Annotated in this window: 21 protein-coding genes; 10 read left to right on the top strand and 11 right to left on the bottom strand. The window is 40.4% G+C overall.

The window, feature by feature from the left end; all coding sequences use genetic code 11:
- The first annotated feature begins 89 nt into the window (after positions 1 to 89).
- Positions 90 to 497 (top strand): hypothetical protein, encoded by a 408-nt coding sequence (locus ACUXV0_RS07715; RefSeq protein WP_446192503.1) that lies wholly within the window; start codon positions 90 to 92, stop codon positions 495 to 497.
- On the opposite strand, the gene ACUXV0_RS07710 is transcribed toward ACUXV0_RS07715, so the two are convergent.
- A complete protein-coding gene (locus ACUXV0_RS07710) occupies positions 494 to 1378 on the bottom strand; it encodes a hypothetical protein (RefSeq protein ID WP_446192502.1) in 885 nt (294 codons plus the stop codon). The genes ACUXV0_RS07715 and ACUXV0_RS07710 overlap by 4 nt on opposite strands.
- Positions 1379 to 1633: 255 nt before the next feature.
- On the opposite strand from ACUXV0_RS07710, the gene ACUXV0_RS07705 reads away from it, so the two are divergent.
- A complete protein-coding gene (locus tag ACUXV0_RS07705; RefSeq protein ID WP_446192501.1) occupies positions 1634 to 1963 on the top strand; it encodes a single-stranded DNA-binding protein in 330 nt (109 codons plus the stop codon).
- Between the two features lie 721 nt (positions 1964 to 2684).
- A complete protein-coding gene (gene recQ, locus ACUXV0_RS07700; protein ID WP_446192500.1) occupies positions 2685 to 4859 on the top strand; it encodes a DNA helicase RecQ in 2175 nt (724 codons plus the stop codon).
- A gap of 4 nt (positions 4860 to 4863) precedes the next feature.
- Here recQ and ACUXV0_RS07695 read toward each other — a convergent pair whose 3' ends face one another.
- The 3 genes from ACUXV0_RS07695 to ACUXV0_RS07685 form a co-directional block, all read right to left on the bottom strand.
- The gene (locus tag ACUXV0_RS07695; protein ID WP_446192499.1) at positions 4864 to 6543 is read right to left on the bottom strand and encodes a 3-coathanger stack domain-containing protein; all 1680 of its coding nucleotides are present in this window, start codon (positions 6541 to 6543) and stop codon (positions 4864 to 4866) included.
- 360 nt (positions 6544 to 6903) lie between these two features.
- On the bottom strand, positions 6904 to 7827 hold the full coding sequence (locus tag ACUXV0_RS07690) for a dioxygenase family protein (protein ID WP_446192498.1): 924 nt from the start codon (positions 7825 to 7827) through the stop codon (positions 6904 to 6906).
- A 92-nt stretch (positions 7828 to 7919) separates the two neighbouring features.
- Complete coding sequence (locus tag ACUXV0_RS07685) at positions 7920 to 8477, bottom strand: Crp/Fnr family transcriptional regulator (protein ID WP_446192497.1); 558 nt, start codon at positions 8475 to 8477, stop codon at positions 7920 to 7922.
- 204 nt (positions 8478 to 8681) lie between these two features.
- Here ACUXV0_RS07685 and ACUXV0_RS07680 point away from each other — a divergent pair, with 204 nt between their 5' ends.
- The 6 genes from ACUXV0_RS07680 to ACUXV0_RS07655 all read left to right on the top strand — a co-directional run bounded on the left by ACUXV0_RS07680 (position 8682) and on the right by ACUXV0_RS07655 (position 11947).
- Positions 8682 to 9017 (top strand): SRPBCC family protein, encoded by a 336-nt coding sequence (locus tag ACUXV0_RS07680; RefSeq protein WP_446192496.1) that lies wholly within the window; start codon positions 8682 to 8684, stop codon positions 9015 to 9017.
- Entirely contained in the window at positions 8948 to 9298 is a 351-nt protein-coding gene (locus ACUXV0_RS07675; protein WP_446192495.1) for a hypothetical protein, read from the top strand. The genes ACUXV0_RS07680 and ACUXV0_RS07675 overlap by 70 nt, the downstream gene beginning before the upstream one ends.
- A 79-nt stretch (positions 9299 to 9377) precedes the next feature.
- Positions 9378 to 10019, top strand: a complete 642-nt coding sequence (locus ACUXV0_RS07670) for a hypothetical protein (protein ID WP_446192494.1) — start codon at positions 9378 to 9380, stop codon at positions 10017 to 10019.
- 8 nt (positions 10020 to 10027) lie between these two features.
- Complete coding sequence (locus ACUXV0_RS07665; RefSeq protein WP_446192493.1) at positions 10028 to 10330, top strand: hypothetical protein; 303 nt, start codon at positions 10028 to 10030, stop codon at positions 10328 to 10330.
- Positions 10331 to 10548: 218 nt separating this feature from the next.
- Entirely contained in the window at positions 10549 to 11292 is a 744-nt protein-coding gene (locus ACUXV0_RS07660; RefSeq protein ID WP_446192492.1) for an SDR family NAD(P)-dependent oxidoreductase, read from the top strand.
- Between the two features lie 73 nt (positions 11293 to 11365).
- Positions 11366 to 11947, top strand: coding sequence for a TetR/AcrR family transcriptional regulator (locus tag ACUXV0_RS07655; RefSeq protein WP_446192491.1), 582 nt, complete (start codon positions 11366 to 11368; stop codon positions 11945 to 11947).
- Between the two features lie 133 nt (positions 11948 to 12080).
- Here the strand turns inward: ACUXV0_RS07655 and ACUXV0_RS07650 are convergent, their stop codons facing one another.
- The 7 genes from ACUXV0_RS07650 to ACUXV0_RS07620 form a co-directional block, all read right to left on the bottom strand.
- Positions 12081 to 13916 carry a glycoside hydrolase family 13 protein gene (locus ACUXV0_RS07650; RefSeq protein WP_446192490.1) on the bottom strand — a complete coding sequence of 612 codons (1836 nt, stop codon included), beginning with the start codon at positions 13914 to 13916 and terminating at the stop codon, positions 12081 to 12083.
- Positions 13917 to 14137: 221 nt separating this feature from the next.
- Complete coding sequence (locus tag ACUXV0_RS07645) at positions 14138 to 15448, bottom strand: SusE domain-containing protein (RefSeq protein ID WP_446192489.1); 1311 nt, start codon at positions 15446 to 15448, stop codon at positions 14138 to 14140.
- A 22-nt stretch (positions 15449 to 15470) separates the two neighbouring features.
- Complete coding sequence (locus ACUXV0_RS07640; RefSeq protein ID WP_446192488.1) at positions 15471 to 17012, bottom strand: RagB/SusD family nutrient uptake outer membrane protein; 1542 nt, start codon at positions 17010 to 17012, stop codon at positions 15471 to 15473.
- Positions 17013 to 17033: 21 nt separating this feature from the next.
- Positions 17034 to 20009, bottom strand: coding sequence for a SusC/RagA family TonB-linked outer membrane protein (locus ACUXV0_RS07635; protein ID WP_446192487.1), 2976 nt, complete (start codon positions 20007 to 20009; stop codon positions 17034 to 17036).
- A 50-nt stretch (positions 20010 to 20059) separates the two neighbouring features.
- Positions 20060 to 21211 carry a glycoside hydrolase family 53 protein gene (locus ACUXV0_RS07630; protein WP_446192486.1) on the bottom strand — a complete coding sequence of 384 codons (1152 nt, stop codon included), beginning with the start codon at positions 21209 to 21211 and terminating at the stop codon, positions 20060 to 20062.
- Positions 21212 to 21515: 304 nt separating this feature from the next.
- A complete protein-coding gene (locus ACUXV0_RS07625) occupies positions 21516 to 22946 on the bottom strand; it encodes a Gfo/Idh/MocA family protein (protein WP_446192485.1) in 1431 nt (476 codons plus the stop codon).
- A 6-nt stretch (positions 22947 to 22952) separates the two neighbouring features.
- Positions 22953 to 23729, bottom strand: coding sequence for a 3-keto-disaccharide hydrolase (locus ACUXV0_RS07620; protein WP_446192484.1), 777 nt, complete (start codon positions 23727 to 23729; stop codon positions 22953 to 22955).
- Positions 23730 to 24090: 361 nt separating this feature from the next.
- Here ACUXV0_RS07620 and ACUXV0_RS07615 point away from each other — a divergent pair, with 361 nt between their 5' ends.
- Positions 24091 to 25599, top strand: a complete 1509-nt coding sequence (locus ACUXV0_RS07615; RefSeq protein WP_446192803.1) for a hypothetical protein — start codon at positions 24091 to 24093, stop codon at positions 25597 to 25599.
- Positions 25600 to 25878 lie beyond the last annotated feature (279 nt).

Below are 25878 nucleotides of genomic sequence, written 5' to 3'. Positions count from 1 at the left end.
CTCAATCTGCTAGTACCCCGGCCGTTAAAAGACCTAAGAAGCTTTCACGTTTAAAGTCTACAGCCGATCTGGAAGCAGATCTGGAAGACGTGCCAAAACCTACAAAACAAGCTCCTGAGGCTAGTCTTAATGATTTTGGTTCATCAGATTATGCTGAAGATGATGTGATCAAGGCTTTAAAGGCCTACGGGAAAACGCTTCAAAAGCAAACGGAGAAGTTTATTGTAGAAAGTGATATTGAGCTGGAAAATGGTGTATTAACCTTAAAGCTTGTCAATAGCACATTGATGGAGCTTTTTCATGAGCTGAAGCAGGAGATCCTTGATTTTGTACGGAAAGAAATCAATAACGGAGAACTTCAATTAGAAGCAAGATTAGTCGCCGAGGTCAAAGAAGCGAAACCTAGAACCGAGCAGGAAAAGTTCAAGGCGATGGTTGAGAAAAATCCAGCCCTCAAAACCTTCAAAGACGATTTGGGACTGGATTTGGTGTATTAATTACAGCGAACCTGCACAAGATTTCTTAATTGATTTTGTAGGTACTCGTTTTCGCAAGGTGGAGTTTTGAGATCTTTTATTCCTAACGTAATAATTACGGGTAGCATTGAAATATGAACAGCCTCTCCATTAGGTGCAAGTTGCTTAAATCTTGGAGTTCCATTCAAGAGCCACAAAAGGGTGCCCTTAACGTTTACTTTAAATCTGGATTTAGAAAAATTACAGGGAAAGCCGTAAATCATGAATCCACAAAGTTTGTTTGAGTACCATTTATCATATTCTGCCTTTCTAGTTACTATTGATGTACCCAAGGCTGGTTTAAACCAAAACCATTTTTCGTCAGGGAAGTCATTTTTAGGGCAGCAAACCAAGCATTCTGTATAATCAATAATTCCTCCGAAAACTGAGGAGAATGACTTTTTCAAAACAGAATTGTGCTTTTCATTTTGATCTTTAAGCTGAACTAAAAGAGCGTTTTCTCCAAATTCTTTTTGGACTTCTACAAAATATAAATCACTCATTGATTCAAGATCCCCATTTACTTTTTGGAAGGAATTTCTCCTGTAATATGAATAAATGTCGGCTAATTGAGCATTTGTTAAAGAATATAAATCCATTACAACTTCTTCAAGTTCATGAATTTTGGTTCTTTCTTCACTCAGTAAATCTAGCTTTTGGATAACCTCTTTTACTGTTGGTTTTTGATCATATTTATCTAATCTAATTTTGACATCTTTGTAGTTTAAATTGAAAAGGAAACTCTCTTTTTCTAACTCTACAAGTTTTGATTTAGGGTTACTCTGAACTCTTCTATTTTCAAATTGAGAAAATGATAAATTACTTACTAAAAGGGTAATGATAAGACTAAGAATTGTTTTCATGATTTTAACATTTTTTTGATAATTGAACACTCCAAAATTATCTACCCGATAAGAAATGATAAATCCCTAATTCTAGGGAAGTGAAGTTTAAATCATTGAATACAAGTCTATAAAACGACAACAAACGACAGTACTTACTTATACTCGTTTGTAATTGTTTATTAACCGACTATAAGTTGCTCACTCCTGCACCTTTGTGTTGTCGATCTGAAACACAGGTCGCTTTTCATTACAAAACATTAAATATTTACACGTATGAATTCAGTTACATTAATAGGGAACGCAGGAGCTAACGCAGACATCAAATCTTTTGACAAGAGTACTTTGGCCAACTTTAGCCTGGCCACTAATGAGCGTTATATGAAAGGTAGCGAGCAGGTAACTAAAACTGACTGGCATAGAATTGTAGCCTGGGGGAAATTGGCAGAGCAGTGTGAAACGTTGATTACAAAGGGTAAGCTTTTGAAAGTAGAAGGGAAGCTAGTTAATCGTAATTACACGAATAAGGATAATCAGAAAGTGTATATCACCGAAGTACAAGCCTTCAAAATCTCAGAAGCTGACCTTGGGCAAAGTCAATCCTAAAGATTTAGAGGTTATAACTCCTCGAAGAAAGAGGACTTTGTGAACCTTAGAGTCTTCGAGCCTTCGTGGCAAATAATACGACTGTTTTAGCCACAAAGACACCAAGTCACGAAGTAACACGAAGAAAGAGCTTTGTGAACCTTAAAGTCTTCGAGCCTTCTTGACAAATAACTCGACAGTCTTAGCTACCAAGACACTAAGTCACTAAGCACCACAAAGGGAAAGGACTTCGTGAACCTTTGAGTCTTCGAGCCTTCGTGGGAAATAATACGACGGTTTTAGCCACTAAGACGCTAAGTCACGAAGAAAAACGAAGAGAATAGCCTTTGTGAACCTTAGAGTCTTCGAGCCTTCGTGGCAAATGTTACGACTGTTTTAGCCACTAAGACGCTAAGTCACGAAGAAAGACAAAGAGAATAGACTTTGTGAATCTTTGAGTCTTCGAGCCTTCGTGGCAAATAGCTTGACAGTCTCAGCCACTAAGACACCAAGTCACGAAGTGCCGCGAAGAACCTGAACTTTGTGAACCTTTGAGTCTTTGAGCCTTCATGGCAAATAATACGACTGTTTTAGCCACTAAGACACCAAGTCACGAAGTAGCACGAAGAAAGAGGACTTTGTGAATCTTAGAGTCTTCTTGGCAGATTCCTCCGAGGTTGATTAGTAAGATTGGCATCGTCAAAACGAACCCAAATATTGGTATTATCTTTAAATCTCAGATATGAAGAACACCACATTGTACACTCCACTTCAGATTTTACAAAAGCATTTTGGATATGACTCTTTTCGGCCGCAACAGGAAGAAATAATTCAACATGTATTGGAGGGAAATGATGCCTTGGTGCTGATGCCTACGGGTGGAGGTAAATCTATTTGTTTTCAAATTCCAGCTTTATTGCTTGATGGTTTGACCATTGTTATTTCTCCACTGATCGCATTGATGAAAGATCAGGTTGAAGCCTTACTTTCAAATGGTATACCTGCAGCTTTTCTCAACTCAACCCAATCATCTTCAGAGCAAAATCAAATTGTTGCTGAAGCTCGATCTGGGGAACTGAAACTACTTTATATAGCACCTGAAAGGCTGTTTGCTACGGATGCGGAGCAGTTTTTAAAGAGTTTAGAAGTTTGCTTATTTGCCATCGATGAATCACATTGTATTTCATCCTGGGGGCATGATTTCCGTCCGGAATACAGAAAACTTGACATGCTAAAGTCTGTTTTCGGTAATGTGCCGGTAATGGCTTTGACTGCCACAGCAGATAGAGTAACCCGTAGAGACATCAAACGTCAATTGGGAATAAAAGAAGCGAAGGAGTTTATCTCCAGTTTCGATCGGCCAAATATCCGATTGAATGTCTCGGCAGGTCGAAAGAAGATGCAGCAGATTGAAGACTTTCTCAGAATTTCACCAGACCAAAGCGGAATCATCTATTGCCTCAGCAGAAAAAATACAGAGAAGGTAGCCGAAGCTTTAAGAAACAAAGGATTTAGTGCTGAGCATTACCATGCCGGTTGTTCGGGTGATCGTAGGGCTAAAGTTCAGGAGATGTTTATCAATGATGAGGTTCAGGTTATTGTAGCCACCATCGCTTTTGGGATGGGTATTGATAAGTCGAATGTGCGGTGGGTCATACACTATAATCTACCAGGAAACGTAGAAGGCTTTTATCAGGAAATTGGTAGGGCGGGTAGAGACGGAGAACCGGCATATGCCCTTCTGTTTTTTAGCTATGCAGATATTCTGCAACGAAAGCGTTTTATCGATGAATCTGGAGCTCCAGAGGAGCAAAAAGAAGTTTTACGGGCAAAGCTGGATCGAATGAAGCAGTATGCTGAGGCTCGCATCTGTCGTAGAAGAATCTTGCTAAGCTATTTCAATGAAGAGGTATCTGAAAACTGTGGGAATTGTGATGTTTGTCTAAACCCGCCCAAACTATTGGATGCTACGGTTTTGGCTCAAAAAGCCCTCTCTGCGGTAGCAAGAACACAAGAAAGCATCTCTCTGAATCTCCTGATTGATATTTTGAGAGGCTCCAGAAATCAACAGATCGTTCAGCGTGGATTCGACCGGTTGCCTACCTTTGCGGTAGGTAAAGACCTTAAATGGGAAGAATGGGCAGATTATATCATGCAGATGCTCAATGCCGGTGCGGTGGATATTGCCTATGATGAGGGCCACACATTTAAACTCAATAACAGGAGTAAAGCTATTCTCAAAGGTGAAGAGAAACTGGAACTGGCCAATTATATCAGCTTTAGTGATAAGCAGGAAATGCTTAATAAGGCAGCGGCAAACGTCAATACTGATGGTTTGCCGATGGATGAAAACTTGTTTGCACAGCTAAAAATCCTTCGGAAAAACCTGGCGATGGAGGCGAATATTCCTCCATACATCATTTTTAATGACCGAAGTTTACGAGATATGGCCTCTTTTTATCCTCAATCAGAAGCTCAAATGTTAAGCGTAAGCGGAGTAGGGGAGCAAAAGATGCAAAAGTATGGCTATGATTTTATGAAGAAAATCAAGGAATACTGTGCAGCCAATGATATTGAATCATTAGAGCTGAAACCTGAGACTAAGCCAAAGAAGAAGGTCAATACGCTGGAGGAAACTTTGCGACTTTTTGAACAAGGGTTAGCACCTGAATCCATTGCAGAGCAGAGGATGTTATCTGTAAATACTATTTATGGACATCTGTCTCAGTTAAAAGAAGCCGGAAATGATATTGATCTAAAAAGATTAGTGAGTAGGAAAACGTATGAAAAGGTTATTTCTGCTGCAGAAGAAATGCAGTTTAACTCAACTGGTGCTCTTAAACCGCTTTTTGAGAAATTAGAGGGTCAGGTAAGCTACGGAGAGATAAAAGTGGCTTTGATGATTGAGAAGTTATGAGGTGTTACTTTCTCACACGTACCAAAACATCTTCATCAAGTGTATATTCGCCTTTGAGTGAGGTAAGAGGCATGTGGTAGTCGCCCACGGGTAATTGACCCAGATTAAAACAGTTGCCGAATATTTCATTGGAGACTGTTTCTCCAAGTTTCATTGAGACATTGATATCTCCCTGGTAGGTATGCACACGTACGGTAGAATCTTCTACTCGAGTGAAAGTAGATGTGACACTGAAGTGACCTCCGGCACTATTTCTGGTGACATAATAACGGTCAAAAGTATCTCCTCCATCCAAGGTAAAATCTATATAAAAGTCTTTCGGAGCTGTGAAACCATTAATCTTGGTTACGCTGACATACCTGTCATTATACTCTTCATATATCTCATGTTCTTCTGTATTTCCTCTCCAGCTTTTCTCATTGATTCTGTACATCAATTGATGCAAGCCTGGCCTTAGGTACATGGTGTAGACATCATAATTTGGTCTGTGATCAGCAATGTCTGTTGATATATGGAAAGGAGAATTGATGTCAAAGGAGGTGAAGGTGGTATCATGTAAAGTGTGAGGACTGCTGTCTTCTTCTCCGATATAACTAAATGGATAAGTAGCTCGGGTATCTGAATAATACGGGCATTCTTTGGCCGATCTCAGTTTCATGAAAACCCAGTCTTCATAAGGCTCTCTGTACGCCCACCAATACCGGTCACCTTCTTCATCTTTTCCTATTTTAACCATTGGCTTCCAGGTTTCACGGTCAGATGAATAAAAAGGCTGAGTTTTAGCGAAAACCGTTCCTATGAGTTCATTTTGCTTTTTATTGGCATATAAGTGAGGAATAGTACCAGTATGGTTTGAGAAGTCTTCACATACGATTTCGCTACCCTCTGGAACGTAACTTTCGGTGGTGTTTAAACAAGCTTGAATTTCCGCCTCAAAAATCACGCTTTCGCTTGTAGAAAAACCAGGTAAGAGCGAGATGCTGTTTCCGCTATGGGCTACAAAAGAACTGGAGTCACTTACACCAGAACTCAGACTTACAGATTTTACGGCATATTGATTCTGATTACCCGTAATTGGGCTATTTAGCACGATATCACTAGGGCAGAGGTATATGTATTTTACCTCACCTCCGGTAGGCTGTTTGAGCTGAATGGTGGTTTCCAGATTATCAAAATTACTGACCAGAAGGATGTAGTACTGACCACTTGAAACGGAGTCCAGGCTTAATTGAGGATTTCCGGCAGAGTAGTCACAACTTACCGGAAAGTCTGTAAGAACATCACAAGCTTTCTTGACATCATTTTCGGCTAGTGGCCCCCAAAAGGCCGCATCGATATCTGTATTAGCAGAATTGGTTATGGTAAAGTTTAGGTCTTTTCCAGACACTACTTTGACCAGGAGCCATTTTTGGTTGTGATAACTTAATAAACAGCCGGGCTCAAAATTCGATGGGTGATTTTCGCAGGAAGGAGACTCTACCGGTGCTTCAAAATTAAGATTTTCAGTAGTGATCAGGTTTTCAATATTGGCACCAAAAAGATTACAGGTTACCTCACAGGTATCAGTGCTTACCGCAGTATTAATCAGCGGATTTTGGGGTGTTTTGCCCTTCTGAGCAAAAGTATTTATAGAGAGATTTATTAGCAATAGGCTAATAATTACCCGCAGAATTCTCGAATTCATTTATTAAGAAAGCATCGCTGTATAGCAAAAAGCTAGGAAAGCACGTTAGGTTTGTCTAAAAAACTGAGGGCAAATATAGTGTATATACTACTGATAATCAGTCTTTTTGCGAGTAATAATCGCCCCGAGGATGGGGAAATATGGGGAGTGTATGTGCAACTATTTGATAATAAGATATTTATAAATAGTTTTAATTAGTTAAATATTTAAATAATTAGCTTAGAGTATTTAAAATTTTGTCTAACTATTTGACTCAAAGAAATAGAATACTCAACTCAATTTTTCTATATCTGAAAGATTTTCTGACGTTTTACTGTAGATGAAAATGAAAAAGCCCCGACTTTTCAGACGGGGCTTTTTTTATGCGGCTTCTTTGATGATAAAGCTTCGTTCGCTAAAAGCAGGTATGGCTACCGGAGCCTCATAGAAAAACTCGATCTCATCACGCCGATCTGCCAGACCAAGACTGTAAAGTACCGGAACGTAATGATCTGGAGTGGGTGAGGCCAATTTTCCGAGCTTGTGGCTGTCCAGATAATTGACCATGTTTTTAAATTCCCTTTGTTCTATGGTTTGCTTTAGCCAATGATCGTATTCTGCTTCCCAGCCGTATGGGCTCATATCGCCAGATCGCATCTTTTTCATGGCCAGTGGTAAATTATGAATCAATGAGCCAGATCCTATAATCAGAACCCCTTTTTCTCGCAATGATGCCAGCTGTTTTCCTAAATTGAAATGATACTCAGGACTGGCATGATAAGCGATACTCAGCTGAAATACAGGAACATCTGCATCCGGGAAAAGGTGCATGAGCATTGGCCATGCTCCGTGGTCCAGACCCCATTCTTCTGTTTCTTCTACTTCAGGTATAATTCTGGCAATTTCCTTGGCTATGTCTGGTGAGCCCTCGGCCTCATAATAAACATCATAATAGTGTTTCGGGAAGCCGTAATAATCGTAAATCTGTTTTTGATTGGTGGAAGTATTGACAAAGGTTTCATGATTTGTAAGCCAGTGGGCCGATACCACCACCGCGGCCTTCACCTCATAGTCTCTTTTGAGTTCCTTTCCTAAATCATAGAGTCTTTGCCAAAAGGCTCTTTCTTCACGCGGCAAAGGTATGTCCATGGGGTTACCATGAGAGGTGAAGAGTACGGGCATTCTCTTTCCCTGTTTAGGGAGTTCATTGGTAATTTTAGAGAAGTTTTGAAGATTCATTGTATCCATAATTCCCGGTGTTAGAGCCGCCCAAGCGGTGGTTTTGATAAATTCATTTCTTTTCATTTTGAAAGTATGTTTATCAACTTCAAAAGTTTTGATAGATCAAAATTAGGACGATTAATCCTGAAATAAATTAAGGTACCTTAAGAAATGAACTAGCCTTTACGGGCAATTTTCCTTCTGATTTCGCTGAGGTATTCGGGAGTGATGCCAATATATGAGGCAATGAGCTTGAGGGGTAACCGCTGTACCAGAGTGGGGTAAGTTTTTACAAAATCATGATAGCGGGTTTCTGCAGAGGCACTCAATAGATTGATCAGCCTCTTATTAGCTGCAATAATGCTATTCCTGAGTTTAGTGGCAATATTCACCAACTCATTACGCTCGAAAAGTTCAAAGTTGAAGGCTGCAGGGTCATACTCCATATGAATTTCTGAGTCTTCAATGGCTTCAATAAATAGTAAGGAGGGGGTGCCATTTGTAAAACTATCCATATCTGTAATGAACCAATCTTCCGGAGCAAACTGGATGATATGTTCTTTGCCTGAGGCATCTATGACGTAACTTTTCAGGCAGCCTTTCAATACATGATAAGCAGCACTGCTTTTATCACCTTCTCGCTGAAGAATAGTGCCTTTAGAGACTTTTTTGAAGCCTTTTTCTGTCATTTGGAATCGTTTAAGCCACCAAAATACAGAGAACTTTTGAATCATCGAATATTCGAATTTGAATAGAAAGAAATGTCATTGATTCAAAACAACAAGTAAGAATTTAACTCCGATATCGTTATTCCCTCTAAGTTTAATAGTCTAAGGTATTTGATGTATTGAAATTGTCTAATACTCAATCGTTAATACTCTGTTGACTTGTCGATGAACTATTAATAATTTATAATTTTCACATATCTAATCAATCCCATGATTTACTCTTTTTCCGTCTCAAATTCACTTAAGTCTTATATTTTCAAGAGCTGTATTACAGTGATCAGTTTATCCTTTTTCTTTTCTAGTTGTAAAAGAAGTACTGGTTCAGAGATAAAGACCATTGATAACAGATCACCACTTGAGGAGATCACTATAAGTCAAATTGATACAAATGATTATTCTTTGTTTACCTCGATAATTATTGATGCAAGCCCGGCTGAGGTTTGGGATGTAATGACAGACTTTGAAAAAATGCCTGATTGGAGTTCTACGCTCCAAAAGATAGAAAACTGGAAAGTGGAGAAGAGATTGATGTTGTCTATAAAGTAAATGGAGAAAATCAGCTGATTCCACATATCATTCTCTTTGCAGAGAATGAGTATTACGGGTGGTCAGATACTATTGCTGTTTTACCGGGGATTATTGACAAGCATCTCTACAAGGTTGAAGAATATGCGGAAACCAAAACGAGGTTTATTCAATCTGATGAATTCAAAGGGTTTAATTCGAATATCAGTAATATTGATTTGGCCAGATATGTTCTTCCTCAATATTTAACTTTTAATAGGGAGCTAAAACTTGAAGTGGAACGGAGAAAGCCAAAGAATTAGGAATGACATATAATCCATATGATTTTCTAAATGAAGAGGACAGATTCTGAATTCAATTTTGGAATAATATTTAGGCTCTATGAAAGGCATACTTCTATTATTCATATTATCATTTTCACTCAATTCATACTCCCAAGAGTACGAAACAGAGAAAAATATACAAGACTATTTTGAGCTACTCAAAGAGGAGTGGACTTGTGATTTTGTTGGTACTAATGAGAAGATTGTAGATATCAGAAATGGTTATATTTCTTTTCAACCAGTTGATTCTGAGTTTGAACCCGTGTTTCAAATGGCACTATTTAATGATCTCAAAGAGGAGGATCTCATAGTGGTACACTCACCTGGTTATTCTTGTGCGGATATTTTTGATTGTGCTCATACAGATTCTAGACTGACTCTCTTTTTGAAATATCAAAAAGGGGAGTGGTTAGATGTAGGTCATGCGGTCATGCCTGAGATAGCTATTGAAATCTTTTATGATGACTCAACGAATGCAGACCTCGTAAAAAAATATGCTCCTCATGCCATAGCCTATCAATTACCTCGATATGGTCACACGATTCAACTTAGGCTTGAAATCTGTGAAGGTTATATCAATTATGATTTCCCAGACCAGCCACTTGTCAGCGATGAGCAAATTGAAAAACTCTTCACCGAAAGAAAAACGATTTCAATAGAATGGAATAAACGGGAAGGCGTTTTTGAGTTTGGGGAGTAGAGGTTCTAATGGCTTTTAATTATGAGTTGGGTAGTTTTATGACTTTAATAGAACAATACAACTGTGATTCTATGAATCTTTTTGAAATACTTTTTGGTAAAGCCATTTTCAACTTCATAGGTGGGACTATTCGATGGATATGTGGTTCCATATGGAGAACCTTGCTCAGAAGACCCAAATTTAATTTTAGGGAATACATCGATGGTCCTAAAAATACCAATGATCATTTTGATGAGCATGGACATCAAATCAATAACGTTGTTATAGGTATATCTTTCGTTGTAGGAGTTATTCTCTTGCTCATTAAGTAGTTACTTATTGCCGTTTTTATTGGTCGATAAGACCTAAGTTCTTCAGACTTTTAAACGCATAAACTTAATCTTTTTGTCGGTTTAAAGACCACGATACGCCTCCCACAAGTTTCGGAGACTTCACGGAGTGGGAATTTTATTAAAACTAAATTTATTTGGAACGAATGTTCTGTTATGGTAGTTTTCAATTTGGAACAAACATTCTAAATAGATTAAATATGAATTTACAAAACAAAGTTGCCGTAATTACAGGTGGTAATAGCGGTATTGGCTTCGCTTCGGCCAAAGAATTTAAAAAAAATGGGGCAACGGTTATCATTACGGGAAGAAACAAAGAAAAGGTAAAAAAAGCCGCCGAAGAGCTAGGTGTAAAAGGAGTAGTTGCTGATGTTGTGGATATTCATCAAACCAATAACTTGGCAACCGAAATTGGTAATGAGTTTGGCAAAGTGGATATTTTGCTTCTTAATGCCGGGATTTTCTTACCTGAACCATTAGGCAGTTTATCGGAAGACGGCTATAATGCACAGATGGATATAAACTTAAAAGGTGCAATCTTCACAGTAGATAAGTTTATCCCTTTATTGAATGACAATGCTTCAATCATTAATGTTTCATCTGAACTAGCAAACAAAGGGGTAGCCAATACAGCAATATATTCTGCAACCAAAGCTGCCTTAAATTCTTATACAAAGACAGCTGCTACAGAATTAGCACCAAGAAAGATTAGGGTTAATTCAATTAACCCTGGCCCTGTAAGTACGCCTATTTATGCTAAAACGGGCATGTCCGAAGAGCAATTAGACGATATGGCGGAACACTTTAAAAATAGAGTACCTTTAAAACGTTTTGCCGAACCAAGCGAGGTTGCAAAATTAGCGGCCTTTTTGGCTTCAGATGACGCTTCCTTTATTACGGGTTCAGAATATAATATTGGTGGAGGAATAAACGTGAGTATATAATTTTTTTAGCTATATTTGGAATGAACATTCCAAATATAGCTTTTTATCTTCTATTCACCTAAACAGTTTTCCAATGCCTAAAGTAAAAATGTTTGACAAAAACATAGTCCTGAATAAAGCGATTCAACTTTTTTGGCTGAAAGGGTACTTTAATACTTCAATGCAAGATTTAGTTGATTATCTTGAAATCAACAGGGCAAGTATTTACGATACATATGGCAATAAAAGAGAACTGTTTTTGTTAGCCTTTAAAAACTATATTAACTCTAACAATAAAAGCCTAGTTGAGTTTTTGGAGAAGGAAAATTCAACAAAATTAGGGTTGTTAAATTTGTTACAGTTGCCGATAGAAGCATCTTTTTGTGAAAATGGCAACAAAGGTTGTTTCGCTGTAAATACGGCAACAGAAATGCTACCCAAAGATGATGAGATACGAGATATCTTAAGGGATAATCGGCTAGAACTGGAAAGTATCTTCTATTCTCATTTAAAAAGAGGTTTTGACAACGGTGAGTTATCTAGTGATAAAGACATTCAGGAATTAGCATCCTTTTTATATACTTTGTTAAACGGGATATTGGTGATTGCTAAAGTTAATCCTGACAAAAGATACTTGATAAACATTTTAAAAACTGGACTTACTGTTTTAGATTAGACTATTGTATCTAGGAGATAAGCTCTCCTAAATTTGCAGCCTAGTTGTAGTGATTTCAAGCTTATGGTTTGAGAAAAAAACACGGTGTTTCTAATTGTCCAGTACTGAACCTTCACAGGACTGACATGAGATATTATTTCATCAACTCAATCACCCTAACCGTCTCCCCACACAAAGTCAAACTTTCCTTTAAACTCACTATTCCACCACTAAGAATGTCTTTCCCTTCAGAAATGCCATCCAACATTTCAGCGAAGCGGCTTAGGTCTAGTTGCTGAGTTTTTGGGTTTTTATTGAAGATCACCATCACCTTTTGGCTATCCGTATAGCGGAAATAAACATAAACACCATTCTCAGGAGCGAAATGTAATAGCTTGCCATCATGGAGAGCCGGGGTGTTTTTGCGGTAATTGAAAAGAGTTTTGATTAGCTTTTGAGCTTCTTTTTTCTTGGCTATAAGACCTTTTCCGGTGAAGGCATTGGCGGTATGATCGTTCCATCCACCTGGAAATTCACCTCTGATTTCACCGTGAGAATCTGAGTTTGGGTTTGACATGAGTACCTCCGTACCGTAATATATCTGAGGAATTCCACGCATGGTCGCCATTAAAACCATGGCCATTTTAAAACGAGCATCGTTTTCATTTAGCTGAGTATAAATGCGGCTCATGTCATGGTTATCAGGGAAAATCAAGAGTTTTGAAGCATCAGCATACAGGAAATCATTGCTCAGAGAGTGATAGACCCTGTTCATATCTGTATTCCAGCCGATCTCATCATTCAGGCCTTTTACCAGTGCTTCTTGCAGTGGAAAATCCATCGGTGAGGGTACGTAAGAATTATACCCATTGGCATTAAGTTTACCTTTTTGCCAATACGATGTTATGGCCGGGTTAGTACTCCATTCTTCACTCGTGATATTGAAATTAGGATATTCGGTCATGATACGCTGGCTCCATCTGCTTAAGAAATCAACATCAGAGTAGGGGTAGGTATCTACACGGTAACCTCCAAGGTCAGCAGTCTCTATCCACCAGATTGAATTTTGTATGAGGTAATTGGCCATGAACGGGTTCTGCTGATTCATATCTGGCATACTTTTGACAAACCAACCTCTGGTAAATACTTCTTTATCGGCCTCTGAGGCATGAATATCTCTCAATACCTCTCTGCGGTGATTGGTATTGGTGTAGTTGCCATTATAGTTAATCCAGTCTTTCGAGGGCATGTCGGTCATCCACCAGTGTCCACTACCACAGTGGTTGAGCACCACATCTTTGATGAGTTTGACACCTCTTTTTTTGGCCTCAGCTGAGAGTTTTACATATAAATCGTTATCACCAAAACGTGGGTCTATTTGATAAAAGTCGGTGATGGCGTAGCCATGATAGCTCCATTGATCCATTTGGTTTTCTTCCAGGGGCATCGGCCAAATGGCCGTAAAACCAAGGTCTGCTATATAATCCAGACTGTTGATCATACCTTGAATATCGCCGCCGTGTCTGCCGTATTCTTCTGCTCTGTTCAGGCCATCTTTATACCCTTCTACAGTGTCGTTTGATGGGTCGCCGTTTACAAACCTGTCGGGTGTGATGAGGTAAATGGCGTCATTGGTGTCAAAGCCTTTTCTATTTGACGAAAACGAGGCTCTTTCTTTCAATTCGTAGGGTTGAGTGAATTGTTCAGCTCCATTAATGAAGGTAAGTTGAAGAGTCCCGGGCTTGGCCTTGGCACTGATCTCCAAATCGATAAAAAGGAAATTTGGGTTCTCCGTTTGATGCGTAGCAATGAGCTTCACTCCCTTGTATTTGAGTTTTGGGGTAAAATCAGAAATGTTCTTGCCGTGCACCATAAGCTGCAGGTTATTCTCTTTCATGCCTACCCACCAGTTGCTGGGTTCTAAATGCTCTATTTTTTGAGCTATGCTTTGCTGTGCAATGAGAAGAACTAAGACAACTAATCTTTTCATCTAAATCAGGTTTGATTTTCAACAAGGAGACAGGTGTTTGCCGAATGACAAACACCCGTATCTTATTGACTTTATAAGGTTAACTTTTAGGTATTCAGCCTTTTAGATGGCTGATAATTTCTTTGCTGTGCAAAATAGGTGGTAGCGGTTTTGAAGGAAATTGAAGCCGGTGAGTCTGATGACCCACCGGTATTTCAACTATCTATTTTAACCAATTTTCATTACTTAGCCGTAATGGTGTACGTAGGAGCGGCAGGGTCATACAGATCTAACTCGATGTCGTATACACCTGCTGATACCGCAATATTGTCGGCATCTCTTTCAAGGGTACCATCGGCACCATTATCTCCGAAGTTTACACCCCAATCATTATTCATTCTGAACTTGATTTCTCCGTCAGTAAGCTCTACGTTATAGGCCACCCAAACACCTTCTCTGGAGAAATCTGGGCTAAGGCTTACATCCGGGCCGTCCCAGCCATTTGGAGCACCAGAACCCACAATTCCCGGGATGTCAATTTCCTCAATAAGAATAGTGAGGTCATTTAGGTTTAGTGTTACCAGGTATGTGCCAGCCGAAACAGCAATATTATCACCGTCTCTATCCAGCGTACCGTCTGCTCCAGTATCACCATAGTTTAGTCCCCAATCATTGTTTTGTCTGATTTTGATCTCACCGTCAAGGAGCGTTGCAATAGCTCTCCATTGGTCAGAAGAAGGATCATACATGAATTCAAGGTCCGGGCCATCCCAACCGTTTGGTGCACCAGAGCCTACAATACCCCAAGAAAGTTTCTCAATGGTATACGTCAGGTCGTTTTCATTGAAAGTAACGGCATAAGTGCCGGCCTCTACGGCTATATTATCGCCGTCTCTGTCCAGAACGCCATCTGCACCTGTATCACCATAGTTTACAGCCCAGTCGTTATTCTCTCTGATCTTGATTTCACCATCCAGTAAGGTTACATAAGCTACATAAACGCCTGCATCGCTCGTTTTATAGAAAGGCATATCCGGGCCATTCCAGCCATTGACAGCTGCTGAACCTACAATACCCCAGGAAGAGCTAAGGTCAAGCTTATCCAGGTAAGGCATAGCCATTAGATTGGCAATATCTGAACGCTGACTGACTGCATCACTCAGAATGGATTCAACTGCCACATCTAACTGACCTTCTGTATCAGGTTCTATTCCCATAGAGATCAAAAGGTTATTCAGCTGCTTATGTGTCCAGCTTTTGCTTTTTTCTGTTCCGGTGGTGAATACCTGTGCTTCGGCAAAGTTATTGCCGGCTTTGTCAATTAAAACGCGGTACTGAGACCCTGCACTAAAACCAAAGTCTGGTGTATCCCAACTTACGGTTAAGGCATTGGCCTCTGCGTTTTCTTTGTCTAATTGAAGTGACTGCGACGACAAACTCACTGATGGCTTAGCATCAGGATTTAAAACCGCTCTTATTTCTTCTTTCTCACATGAGCTGAGCACGGTCAGTACCCCGAACAGGAGAAAGATTTTATTGATTAATTTATTCATTTCTGTACTAATGATTTTAAGATTAATAACCTGAGTTTTGGCTTAGATTGGTGTTAGCCACGATATCAGAAGCTGCTATCGGGAATACCGTTCTGTAGGTCTCAATGTCTCGGCCTTCTTTTACGTTACCTTTCCAGGCCCAGTTGTATCCTGTCGCGAATTTGCCAAAGCGAATCAGGTCTGTTCTTCTATGGGCTTCCCAGAATAACTCACGTCCTCTCTCATCCAGAAGGAAATCTAGGGTCAGGGCAGAAACCGGCTGAGCACCTGCTCGGTTTCTCAATTGATTTACAAGATCTAATGCCAAGGCAGCATCACCGTTTCCACCTCTGGTTACCGCTTCAGCATACATCAGGTATGCGTCTGCCAATCTGTATACACCAAAGTCAGTATCTGTATGCGTTAGGTTTTTGCCTGTGCCACCGTCAGATGTTTTGTTTGACCATTTAGTGATGGCGTAGCCATTATCAAAAGTCCCTACTTCATCAATCTCCAAAGACTGACCATCTGAGTGAAGAAGTCTTCTGCCGTCGTTTTGGTCGGCATCAAAAAGACTTACAAACTCCGGCGTAGTACGGAAACCACTCCATCCACCATCAATACCGAAATCGTCAGGATTCATAGTACCACCCACCTGAGCGTGAATAATGGTAGTAGTGCCACCCCAGGTAGCTGTCTCGTTACCATCGTAATTGATCGTAAAGATCAGCTCTGGTGAAGTGTTATTATCTGCCAGGAAGTTCAGTTGATAGTCTGAAGCTAAGCTATAACCTGCATCAATCACCTTTTTGGCGTATTCTGCCGCTTCGTTATATCTGGCCGTACCTGTGTACACCTCAGCATTGAGGTACATTTTGGCAAGCGTCATCCATACGGCACCCTGATCTGCACGGCCATATTCATTGGCACGCGGAGATGGTAATTCTGTTTCCAGAGCTTTTAGTTCTGCCTCTAAATAAGAGAAGAGTTCTGCACGGCTGATTTGCTCAGGCAAAAATGCTCCTACAGGATCGTTCTCTGTCACAAAAGGAACAGAACCGAACATATCTAGGGCATGGTAATAGGCCAAAGCTCTAAGGAATCTTGCCTCTGCTCTGTAAAGAGCGATCTCACCATTATCTGCGATATTTCTGGCCGCAAGTTTCTCAGGAGAAGTTTCTCTGATAAACTCATTCGCTACAGTTACCTGATACAGTGCACGGCTGTAGAAATTGGAGGTCCATTGGTTAGAGGCTGTCCAGCTAGAAGCGTGTAAATCAGGTAAACCAGGGTCACCCCAGCCTACGATAGCCTCATCTGTGGTAAACTGCTGCAAATACCAGTAGGCACGCAGATAAGACTGTGATCCGCCGTCAATACCTTTAAGGTCTACGTTTCCATCTTGAGGTTCTATACCAGAAACAGCCAGACCGGCATACATTTTAGCCAGAACCTTTTTGTAATTGTCCGGGTTTTGGTAAACCAAATCAGAAACCTCACCTACGTAAGGCTCTGTGTTTAAATCACAGGCTGTGAAGCTCAAAGCTCCTATCACCAGACCTGCTATTTTTAATATATTTTTCATCTTTCTATTCAGTTTATTGGATTAGAAATTCACGTTTAGGTTCAAGCTGTACGTACGCGGACGAGGGTAAATGTTTCTGTCAATACCTCCTTGTACTTCAGGATCTAAACCGGTGTAGTTTGTCACCGTAAAGACATTCTGCACAATGAACCCAAGACGAGCCTGGAATTTACCTGACTTTAGTACGTTGGTCAGATCATAACCCAGATTGATATTGTCCATTCTCAGGAATGAAGCGTTCTCTACGAAATAGTCAGAAAGCAATAATCTGTCTCTGCCAGTGGTGCTGCTGAAATTGGTATTCAGCACATTGCTGTTCAGGTTAAAGATGAAATCACCTGCACCTGTCATGCTGGCGTAGCTACTACCACCAGACTGCACGTTATTGAAGACATAGTTCCCGATATTGGCTCTCATGATAAAGCCTAAACTCAGGTCTTTATACTGCATGTTTGATGAGAACCCAAGGAAGTAATTCGGGTCCGGGTTTTGGTAACGGTATCTGTCCAATTCAGAAATGACGCCGTCGTTATTTCTATCTACAAACACCCCTTCTATAGGCGAGCCATTTTCATCATACACCTGTTGGAAAAGATAGAAAGAAGATCTGGAGAATCCTGTAGAGTGGATCTGGCCATAAGAACCGGTACCACCACTGATATCACCAGTCAGAACTCCGATGTATGAAGGATCTTCATTTCTGGTAAGAGCAGTGATTTTGTTTTGGTTGTAGGTAGCATTGAAGTTTACGTCCCAATTGAAATCGCTGGTGGCGATAGGCGTGTAGTTCAATGTAAACTCTACCCCTTTATTTTCTAATGAACCAATATTGGTAACTACCTTATTTGAGAAGTTAGTACCTGCAGGTGCATCAATTTCATTGATCAAATCTTTGGTTTGCTTCAAGTAGAAATCTACGCTTCCTGATAGTCTGGCTGCCCTGATACCGAAGTCTAAACCGATGTTTGAAGACGTAGTCTCCTCCCATTTGATTTGAGCATCGTACGGATTTGGACGGAGTACATCATAGAACTGACCGCCAAACTCATATCTCAAACCTTGACCAGGTGTATAGGCCGCCAGGTAAGGGAAATCACCTGAGCCGATATCCTGCTGACCTGTTACACCCCATCCTAACCTTAATTTAAGGTCAGAAAGGACGTCATTTAGTCCAAATTCCTCGTTCATTTTCCAGGCAAAAGCCGCTGAAGGGAACAGGCCGAATCTGTTCTCCGGTGCAAATCTGGATGTACCGTCTCTTCTTAGAGTTACCGTAGCCAGGTATTTGTCACTGAGTACATAGTTCACACGACCAAATTGTGAAGCCAGACGATACTCTGTTTTGAAATAAGTATTTCTGGAAGGCACGTCAGGATTTCCAAATGAAGTACCATTATCATTCTCACGAATGAAGTTCTGGTATTCGTAACCTCCCATCACATCCACTTTGCTTTGGCCAAAGTCCTTGGCATAGTTCAAATAAGCCTGGAAGGTCTGGTTATTTCTGTTTTGCTTGTAATAAGCAGTAGAACCGCCATTATTGAATGAATTGGCAGAAACCAATGGACTTGTAACGTCATTTCCGTCAGTGTTTGACAAGTCAAAACCTGCGTTTACTACCGCTTTTAATTCAGGTAAACCGTGGAATGAATAGTTCAAACTTACATTACCGATATAGCGATTCAGGATACCTAAGTTATCTCTCAGCTCAAGCATAGCCAATGGATTGCTTGGCCCAAGGGCTTCAATTCCACCACTTTGGTTGATCCAGTTGAAATAACCTCCAAATTCATTATTGGCATAGATGGGTTGAGTCGGGTCAAAACTTACAGCAGTACCAATGGCACCTTCGTCAGCGAATTGAGATCTGCTGTTCGCAAATTTCAAATTGGCATCTACTTTCAAATGATCATCCAGGAAAGATGGAGAAAGGCCGATTGAACCTGAGGTTCTTTTCAGGTTTGAAGTCTTCAGCGTACCGTTTTGGTTTAAGAAACCAACAGAAGCTCTGAAAGGCATAGAACCAAGAGAACCTGTAATGCTGAGATTATTATCCTGTGTAAGAGCAGTTCTGAAAACAGCATCTTGCCAGTTTGTAGAAGATGCTCCCAAAAGGCTTTTCTGAGTATCTGTACCAAATGCGTTAACGGCATCGGTAAATTGAGAGGCAGAGAGCACATCTACTTGATTGATATTCGATGCTGAAGAGAAACGGCTGTTAAAGTTTACTCTGGTAGCAGCCCCTTTTCTACCTTTTTTAGTCGTTATAATGATAACCCCATTGGCAGCACGTGAACCGTAAATTGCGGCAGCAGAAGCATCTTTCAATACGTTGAACGACTCAATATCATTCGGATTGATAAAGCTCAAAGGGTTTGCCGAGCCTGAAAGGTCGGTATTGTCAATAGGCACACCATCTATGACGATCAAAGGATCATTGCTGGCATTCAGTGATGAACCACCTCTGATACGGATAGTAGCACCAGAACCCGGAGCACCACCGGCAGATGTGATCTGCACACCAGCAAGCTTACCAGTGATCAGTTGGTCTGGAGTAGAGACATTCCCCTGCACAAAATCTCTTTCATTTACTGAGGTGATAGAGCCAGTCATGTCTTCCTTTTTCTGCGTACCATAACCAATCACGATCACCTCTTCCAGCGTCTGGCTGTCATCTGCCAGGGTTACGTTGATCTGAGTTTGGTTTCCTACGGTGATTTCCTGCGTTTCTTTACCAATAAAGCTAAAGACCAGCACTGAAGAAGCAGAAGGTACTTCTATAGAATACTGACCTTCCAGATTGGTAGCAGTTCCTACCGTGCTACCCTTTATGGTTACGGTAACCCCTGGTAGCCCTGTGTTGTCTAAATCATCAAGCACGGTCCCAGATACGGCGATTTGGGCAAATGCCTGCATGCTAAATACATTGAGGACCAAGGCCCACAACAGCCAGCTTTTGCTGAGTGCTTTCAATGTGTAATCAAAGGTTTGTCGCATTCGTTTTATAAGGTTTATGTTTAAAATTTAAGTATAGGTTTTAGGTGTTATTATTCGTGTTTGAGTCCGTTTGTACTGTTTCGATAGTCGTGACTAAAGAAGTCAAAAACAGGTAAGGCTTCATTACTGTTTTTTGCATCAAAAAAGGCTGCGTTTTCCCAGTGAGATCCCGTACCCCATTGCGTTTTGCAAGGTGTGCTAATCCAGGCTGGCTCCCAGTATACTACTCCTTTTCCACCGGCATTTATGACAGTGGTGGTGAGGTCAATCATAAAGCTCATTTGACCTTCTTTGCTAGCCGGGTAGCCATCAAGTCCTTTGCCTTCGCCAAGGACATTATTGGCCTCATCAAAATTTTGGAAAGTGTAGGGGTAGCCCGTTTCTACAATCATGATTTCTTTTCCGTAGGTATTTTTCAAAAAAGCTACGGTTTCGGCCAGCTCCTTTAGATCGTATTCAGACCAATTGGGGTAGTATGAAAGGCCTATCCATTCAAAATCTTTCAAGTTTTGACTTGATGCATTGGCAAACCACTCTTTGGCGTTCTCAGGCTGGGCCACATGTAACACGCGTTGGATGTTCTGCTCCTTAGATTGGTTAAAATCCGCCACAGCTTGCAGTCCCCTGTCTAATAAGGCGGCATTTCTTTCCCAATTGGTAGGGCCATTTTCGGCACTAGGCTTCTGCATTAAAATCTCGGTATTGATTTCATTGCCTACCTGTACATATTCTGGAGTTAGATTTTCTTTGTGTAGTTCCTCCAGAACTTTGAAGGTGTAATTGTACAGGCTATCGCCCAATACTTTTGTATCAGTAATATGAGCCCATGCCGCTGGAATGATCTGATGAGCAGGGTCCGCCCAGCTATCAGTGTAATGGAAGTCCAGTAGTACTGCCATTTGATTAGCCTTGGCTCTTTTGATCGACTTTTTGACGTCTTTAAGGGTGCTGTAATCGGTCCAGTCTGGCGAGTGCCAAAGTCTTAATCTTACTAGGTTACTGCCTTCATCAGCAAACAAGGTGTAAGCGTCATGAGGTTTTAAGTCTTTATAGAATTGGCCTCCGCAGTCTTCCAGCTCATTGACATAAGAAAGGTCTGCTCCCAGTAGATAAGGATTAACTTTTTTCTGCTCTGGCGTTTCGCAAGAAACACCCAGTAGTACAGTTAAAATTATGAGGTATAGATTAAAGCTTTTTGGCATCGCGAATTGATTATTTCACGATACAAAGGTAGGGTAGAGGTCAAGTCAAGTCGTTCCGATTTGCTATAATAGTACAATTTTTGAAATGGATATAACTATCATTATTTCAATATTTTATGGGTTTCATTTTATAAGGTGGAACTTCTTTTTTGTTCAAATGCTCTTTGAATTGTTCTATTTTTTAGAGCAACTATATGGTACATTCTAATAATTGAAAAGGCGAAGGTGATTTGCAGCTCCTTTGAGGTATTAGAAGTGAAAGTTTCAGCTCTATCAAGACGGAGCTGAAACGATTCAATATTCTCTAGAATTTACGATAATCACCAGCCAGATATTGATTGGCTTTTTCTTCTGCAAAACGGGCATTTTCGGCATTCCAGTGAAGTGTTTCATTCGGGAATCTCCCGGCAATCACACCCAATAGAATAGTCTCCGTTAATTTGGCAGCATACGCAAAAGGTGCAGTGGTTTCTCCCTGGCCTAGGCAGGCATCTACAAACTGGTGGTAATGTTTTGGTCCTTCAGTATCGTAATTGCGGATAGGCTCTCCTAATCCTTGCTCTTTAGAAATAGCTTCTATTTCACTAGAAATATCCACGTATTCACCATTGACAATTTTCTTAGGTAGCTGCATAAAATGTGGAAGAAGTAAACGGCCTTCAGTACCAATAAACATAGCACCTTGTTCTGGTAGCTGACCTTCAGCTGCTACATTGGCATCAAGAGATATTTTATCCTCCATGCTCTCTTCTTCTTCCGTTTGATTTGTCTCAGCTAATTCCCCCGGAATAATCAAATCTTCTTGGGCAGGTGGCATTCCCGGGCCATCATACCAGATCCATTTCAAACTTTCAGTGGTAAAGTCTGTTCCAGGAAATTCATAAGTCACGGTATTGTTTTCAGGATACCCGAAACCGTCTGGTTCACGGCATTCGTTTTTGATGGTTCTGGGAACATCTAGTTTCAAAGCATTATACGGCGAGTCAAAAATATGTACTCCCATATCTCCTAAGGTTCCACAGCCATAGTCTACCAATTTACGCCAGTTGCCCGGGTGATAATATCCTTCTTTATATGGCCTTTCTGCTGAGGTGCCCAGCCAGAGGTTCCAATCAAGGTTTTCCGGTACGGGATCTTCGCCTTCAGGTTCGCCTCCGTTATAACCCCATGATTTTGGAGACCAGGCATGTACCGTATGCACTTTACCGATAATTCCACTTTGAATCAGTAGAGTGGCCAGTTTATAGTCATAAAAAGAATGAACCTGAATACCCATTTGAGTAATCAGTCCTTTCTCTTGAGCCATTTTGTTCATGGCTCTTGACTCATGCACATAATGCGTCAGAGGCTTTTGACAGTATACTGGTTTATTGTTTTCCATAGCCAACATAGATGCAGGGGCATGGGTATGATCTGGAGTAGAAACTACGACCGCGTCAATTTCATCGGTCATTTCACTCATCATAGTTCTGTAATCTGCGTAGATTTTGGCATTCGGATGAAGTTCTTTTGCAGCGGCAAGATTATTCGCATCCACATCACATAAAGCCACTACATCTACTTTGGGGTGTGAACTAATGGCCTTTAAGTCTTCGGCTCCCATATTGCCAACACCAATATGGGCTGTTCTTAATCTGCCAGCACTGTTTGTGGTACATGAATTAAGCCAGGCTGGGGAGGAGATTAGACCTAGGAGTCCGAGGCCACTGGTCTTTATAAATTCTCTTTTTTTCATGAGGTTCTAAAGTTTTTTAATCTTGATGTTTTTAAACCAAATAGGGCTGGAGTGGTCCTGCAGACCGATATATCCGGTTTTGAATATTCCGTAGTTAGGGCTGTTTTTCCATTTGTCTGAGTTCTTTTTGGCTTCCCAGTCTTCATCCCATGGCACAAACGATAGTAGCATTTCACCATTTAACCAATGCTCCACTCGCTCAGGAGTAAAGACAATTTTAGAGCTATTCCACTCACCTGCCGGGTTTAGTTTTTTCTTTGAAGCATCTGCCGGGTGCATGGCATAATCAGAGCCGGTTTGCTGTAGAGGTTTCAATTCTTCCGGGTTTTCAGTGTAACCCAGACTGGTATTATACGCCGTTAAGTCATGCATTTCTGCATAGTTTTCATCGTCTATTAGCTGGTATTCAGGGGCAATTTCCGGCAGACCATCGTATCCTTCTTTCACGTGGTAAAAGATACCGCTGTTTCCGCCTTTGGGTAGTTTCCACTCCAAGTAAAGTTCAAAGTTTTCAAACTCTTCTGCAGCATAAATAAGGTCTCTGCCACCTGTGTAGTCTTGTTCCAGACCCAATTCAGTATCAAAGGTAAGGGCACTGTCTGCGATGGTCCAGCCCGGAGGAAGTGAATCTCCATTATAGGCACGCCAGCCTTCTGTGCTGGTGCCATCAAATAGATAAATCCAATTGTCTTCTTCAATTTCTGATTTATCCTGATTTGAATTCTCATTACAGGCCATTAAGGCAAATAAAGCCAATAGGCCTATCATACTTTTTTTCATCATTGTTAAGGTTGTTTTTATACTTAATTTACTCTGGAACTTCCTTTTAGGGTATATGCCAGTTTCTTAAATATCGTATGAATTGGCGTAATGAAACTAAAATATTTTAAAAAGCTTCCTTTGTGTTCGATCAATCCAAGGAATACGTCAGGGAATTGGGTTTTTGTGTCGTTTGGAAAATTCAGGTCGATTAGCTCTTCCAATTTTATTTGTTTTCCTTAACTGAGATTGAAGTCTTGAGTCCAACAGTCCTTGGGTTGAAAGATTATATTGGAAACTAATAGGCTAATGATCTTCGCTTTTTTTCCGTTAGAAATACCCTTAAATTCCATACATGATCAGAAAAGTATTGATTTTGCTATGCATGGTTGTCACGGCTTACGGACAGCAAACTGAACAATTTATTGACAGAGGTTTTGTTCGATACAGCGATTTTGGAGCGAGAGGAGACGGTAAAACAGATGATATAGAGGCTATTGTTGCCACCCATGCTTTTGCGAATGAACATGGTTTGCCGGTCAAAGCTGATGCAGGTTTTACGTATTACATTGGTGGGAGAGAGCAAATCGCTGAAATAAGGACTGATACCGATTTTGGTTCTGCCTTTTTTATCATTGACGACAGGCAGGTAGAAAACAGAACTGCACCTGTTTTTAAAGTCAGCTCTGATCAGAAACCATTTTCACTCCATGATATAAAGAGTTTGAAAAAAGGACAGCAGAAAATTAAAGCTGATTTGCCAGGGCCTTGTTTGGTCACGGTAACCAATGATGCCGTTAAACACTATATTCGCTTTGGCCCGAATCAAAATAATGGATCTCCCCAAACCGACATTTTTGTAGTAGATGCTCAGGGCAATATTGATATGAATGCTCCCATCATTTGGGATTTTGATCAGATTTCAGAGATCAAGGCATTGCCAATAGATGAGAAACCGTTGACCATAAAAGGTGGTCATTTTACGACAATTGCCAATCAGGCCGTATCAAAATATACCTATTACAGCAGGAATTTGGCGATTGAGCGATCTAATGTTATCGTAGATGGTCTGGTGCATATTGTGAAAGGTGAAGGTGAACAAGGTGCACCCTACAGTGGTTTCCTGAATATTAGTGATTGCACATATGTCACCGTCAAAAATACATTACTCACCGGTCATAAAACCTATGTTACCATCGGTTCAGCGGGTGTTCCTGTAACGATGGGGACTTATGACATCATTGCAGGTCGGGCTCTGAATGTCTCATTTATCAATTGCAGTCAAACCAATGATATTAATGATAAAACCTATTGGGGTATACTAGGCTCCAATTATTGTAAAAATATGCTTTTTGATCACTGTACCTTCTCTCGTTTTGACGCTCATAAAGGTGTGGCTAATGCCACCATCAGGAATTCTACCTTGGGGCATATGGGCATTAATGCCATCGGTAGTGGTACGCTATTGGTTGAATATTGCACAATCAAAAGTAGTCGATTGATCAATCTACGCTCAGATTATGGAAGTACCTGGCAAGGTGAGTTCATTATACGTAATTGCCTGTTTGTGCCAGGTAATGGTGAATTTGACAAGGTCAATCTGATTCTTGGATATAATACAGGCAAACATGATTTTGGCTATACCTGTTACATGCCCGAGAAGATAACGATTGAAAATCTGAGGATACACGACTCAAATGCTCCCGATAATTATAAGGGTCCAGCAATATTCTCTGATATGAATCCCGAAATGAGGGATGAAAGTTTTACGGAAGAATTTCCCTTTATCAAAACCAAAGTAGTAGAATTGAAAAACATCATTACTGCAAGTGGCAAAGCTTTAAGGGTGAGTGATAATCCGTATATGTTTAAGGATGTAAGAATGACCGAATAATAGATGTCCGTTAAGGTCGATAGAGTATAGAATAGATCAATACTTTTTAAGCACTTGAATTATCTGCCAGCAGTTAATTAAAAACAATTCCGAAGGGTATTAATTATTATTTAAAAACTCTTCTCTAATATTGTGGCACTGCTTGTTACAGATCACTAATGTCTGTGTGCCAAACACTGTAAAGACTTAACTTTTGATCTCTGCTATTTACCTCTTGAAGTTTATTTAATATTAAAAACGTTTCCATTTGGTTTATGGAATCTATTCAAAGAGTTGAAC

Source organism: Jiulongibacter sp. NS-SX5, from assembly GCF_052828545.1.
The sequence above is the reverse complement of the archived record's forward strand: the minus strand, read 5'-3'. Positions and strand labels throughout refer to the sequence as shown.

Bases quoted from the DNA above. Each gene is read 5' to 3' on its own strand.
- ACUXV0_RS07710 (WP_446192502.1), bottom strand. From the start codon at position 1,378: ATGAAAACAATTCTTAGTCTTATCATTACCCTTTTAGTAAGTAATTTA.
- ACUXV0_RS07705 (WP_446192501.1), top strand. From the start codon at position 1,634: ATGAATTCAGTTACATTAATAGGGAACGCAGGAGCTAACGCAGACATC.
- recQ (WP_446192500.1), top strand. From the start codon at position 2,685: ATGAAGAACACCACATTGTACACTCCACTTCAGATTTTACAAAAGCAT.
- ACUXV0_RS07695 (WP_446192499.1), bottom strand. From the start codon at position 6,543: ATGAATTCGAGAATTCTGCGGGTAATTATTAGCCTATTGCTAATAAAT.
- ACUXV0_RS07690 (WP_446192498.1), bottom strand. From the start codon at position 7,827: ATGAAAAGAAATGAATTTATCAAAACCACCGCTTGGGCGGCTCTAACA.
- ACUXV0_RS07685 (WP_446192497.1), bottom strand. From the start codon at position 8,477: ATGATTCAAAAGTTCTCTGTATTTTGGTGGCTTAAACGATTCCAAATG.
- ACUXV0_RS07680 (WP_446192496.1), top strand. From the start codon at position 8,682: ATGATTTACTCTTTTTCCGTCTCAAATTCACTTAAGTCTTATATTTTC.
- ACUXV0_RS07670 (WP_446192494.1), top strand. From the start codon at position 9,378: ATGAAAGGCATACTTCTATTATTCATATTATCATTTTCACTCAATTCA.
- ACUXV0_RS07665 (WP_446192493.1), top strand. From the start codon at position 10,028: ATGGCTTTTAATTATGAGTTGGGTAGTTTTATGACTTTAATAGAACAA.
- ACUXV0_RS07660 (WP_446192492.1), top strand. From the start codon at position 10,549: ATGAATTTACAAAACAAAGTTGCCGTAATTACAGGTGGTAATAGCGGT.
- ACUXV0_RS07655 (WP_446192491.1), top strand. From the start codon at position 11,366: ATGCCTAAAGTAAAAATGTTTGACAAAAACATAGTCCTGAATAAAGCG.
- ACUXV0_RS07650 (WP_446192490.1), bottom strand. From the start codon at position 13,916: ATGAAAAGATTAGTTGTCTTAGTTCTTCTCATTGCACAGCAAAGCATA.
- ACUXV0_RS07645 (WP_446192489.1), bottom strand. From the start codon at position 15,448: ATGAATAAATTAATCAATAAAATCTTTCTCCTGTTCGGGGTACTGACC.
- ACUXV0_RS07640 (WP_446192488.1), bottom strand. From the start codon at position 17,012: ATGAAAAATATATTAAAAATAGCAGGTCTGGTGATAGGAGCTTTGAGC.
- ACUXV0_RS07635 (WP_446192487.1), bottom strand. From the start codon at position 20,009: ATGCGACAAACCTTTGATTACACATTGAAAGCACTCAGCAAAAGCTGG.
- ACUXV0_RS07630 (WP_446192486.1), bottom strand. From the start codon at position 21,211: ATGCCAAAAAGCTTTAATCTATACCTCATAATTTTAACTGTACTACTG.
- ACUXV0_RS07625 (WP_446192485.1), bottom strand. From the start codon at position 22,946: ATGAAAAAAAGAGAATTTATAAAGACCAGTGGCCTCGGACTCCTAGGT.
- ACUXV0_RS07620 (WP_446192484.1), bottom strand. From the start codon at position 23,729: ATGATGAAAAAAAGTATGATAGGCCTATTGGCTTTATTTGCCTTAATG.
- ACUXV0_RS07615 (WP_446192803.1), top strand. From the start codon at position 24,091: ATGGTTGTCACGGCTTACGGACAGCAAACTGAACAATTTATTGACAGA.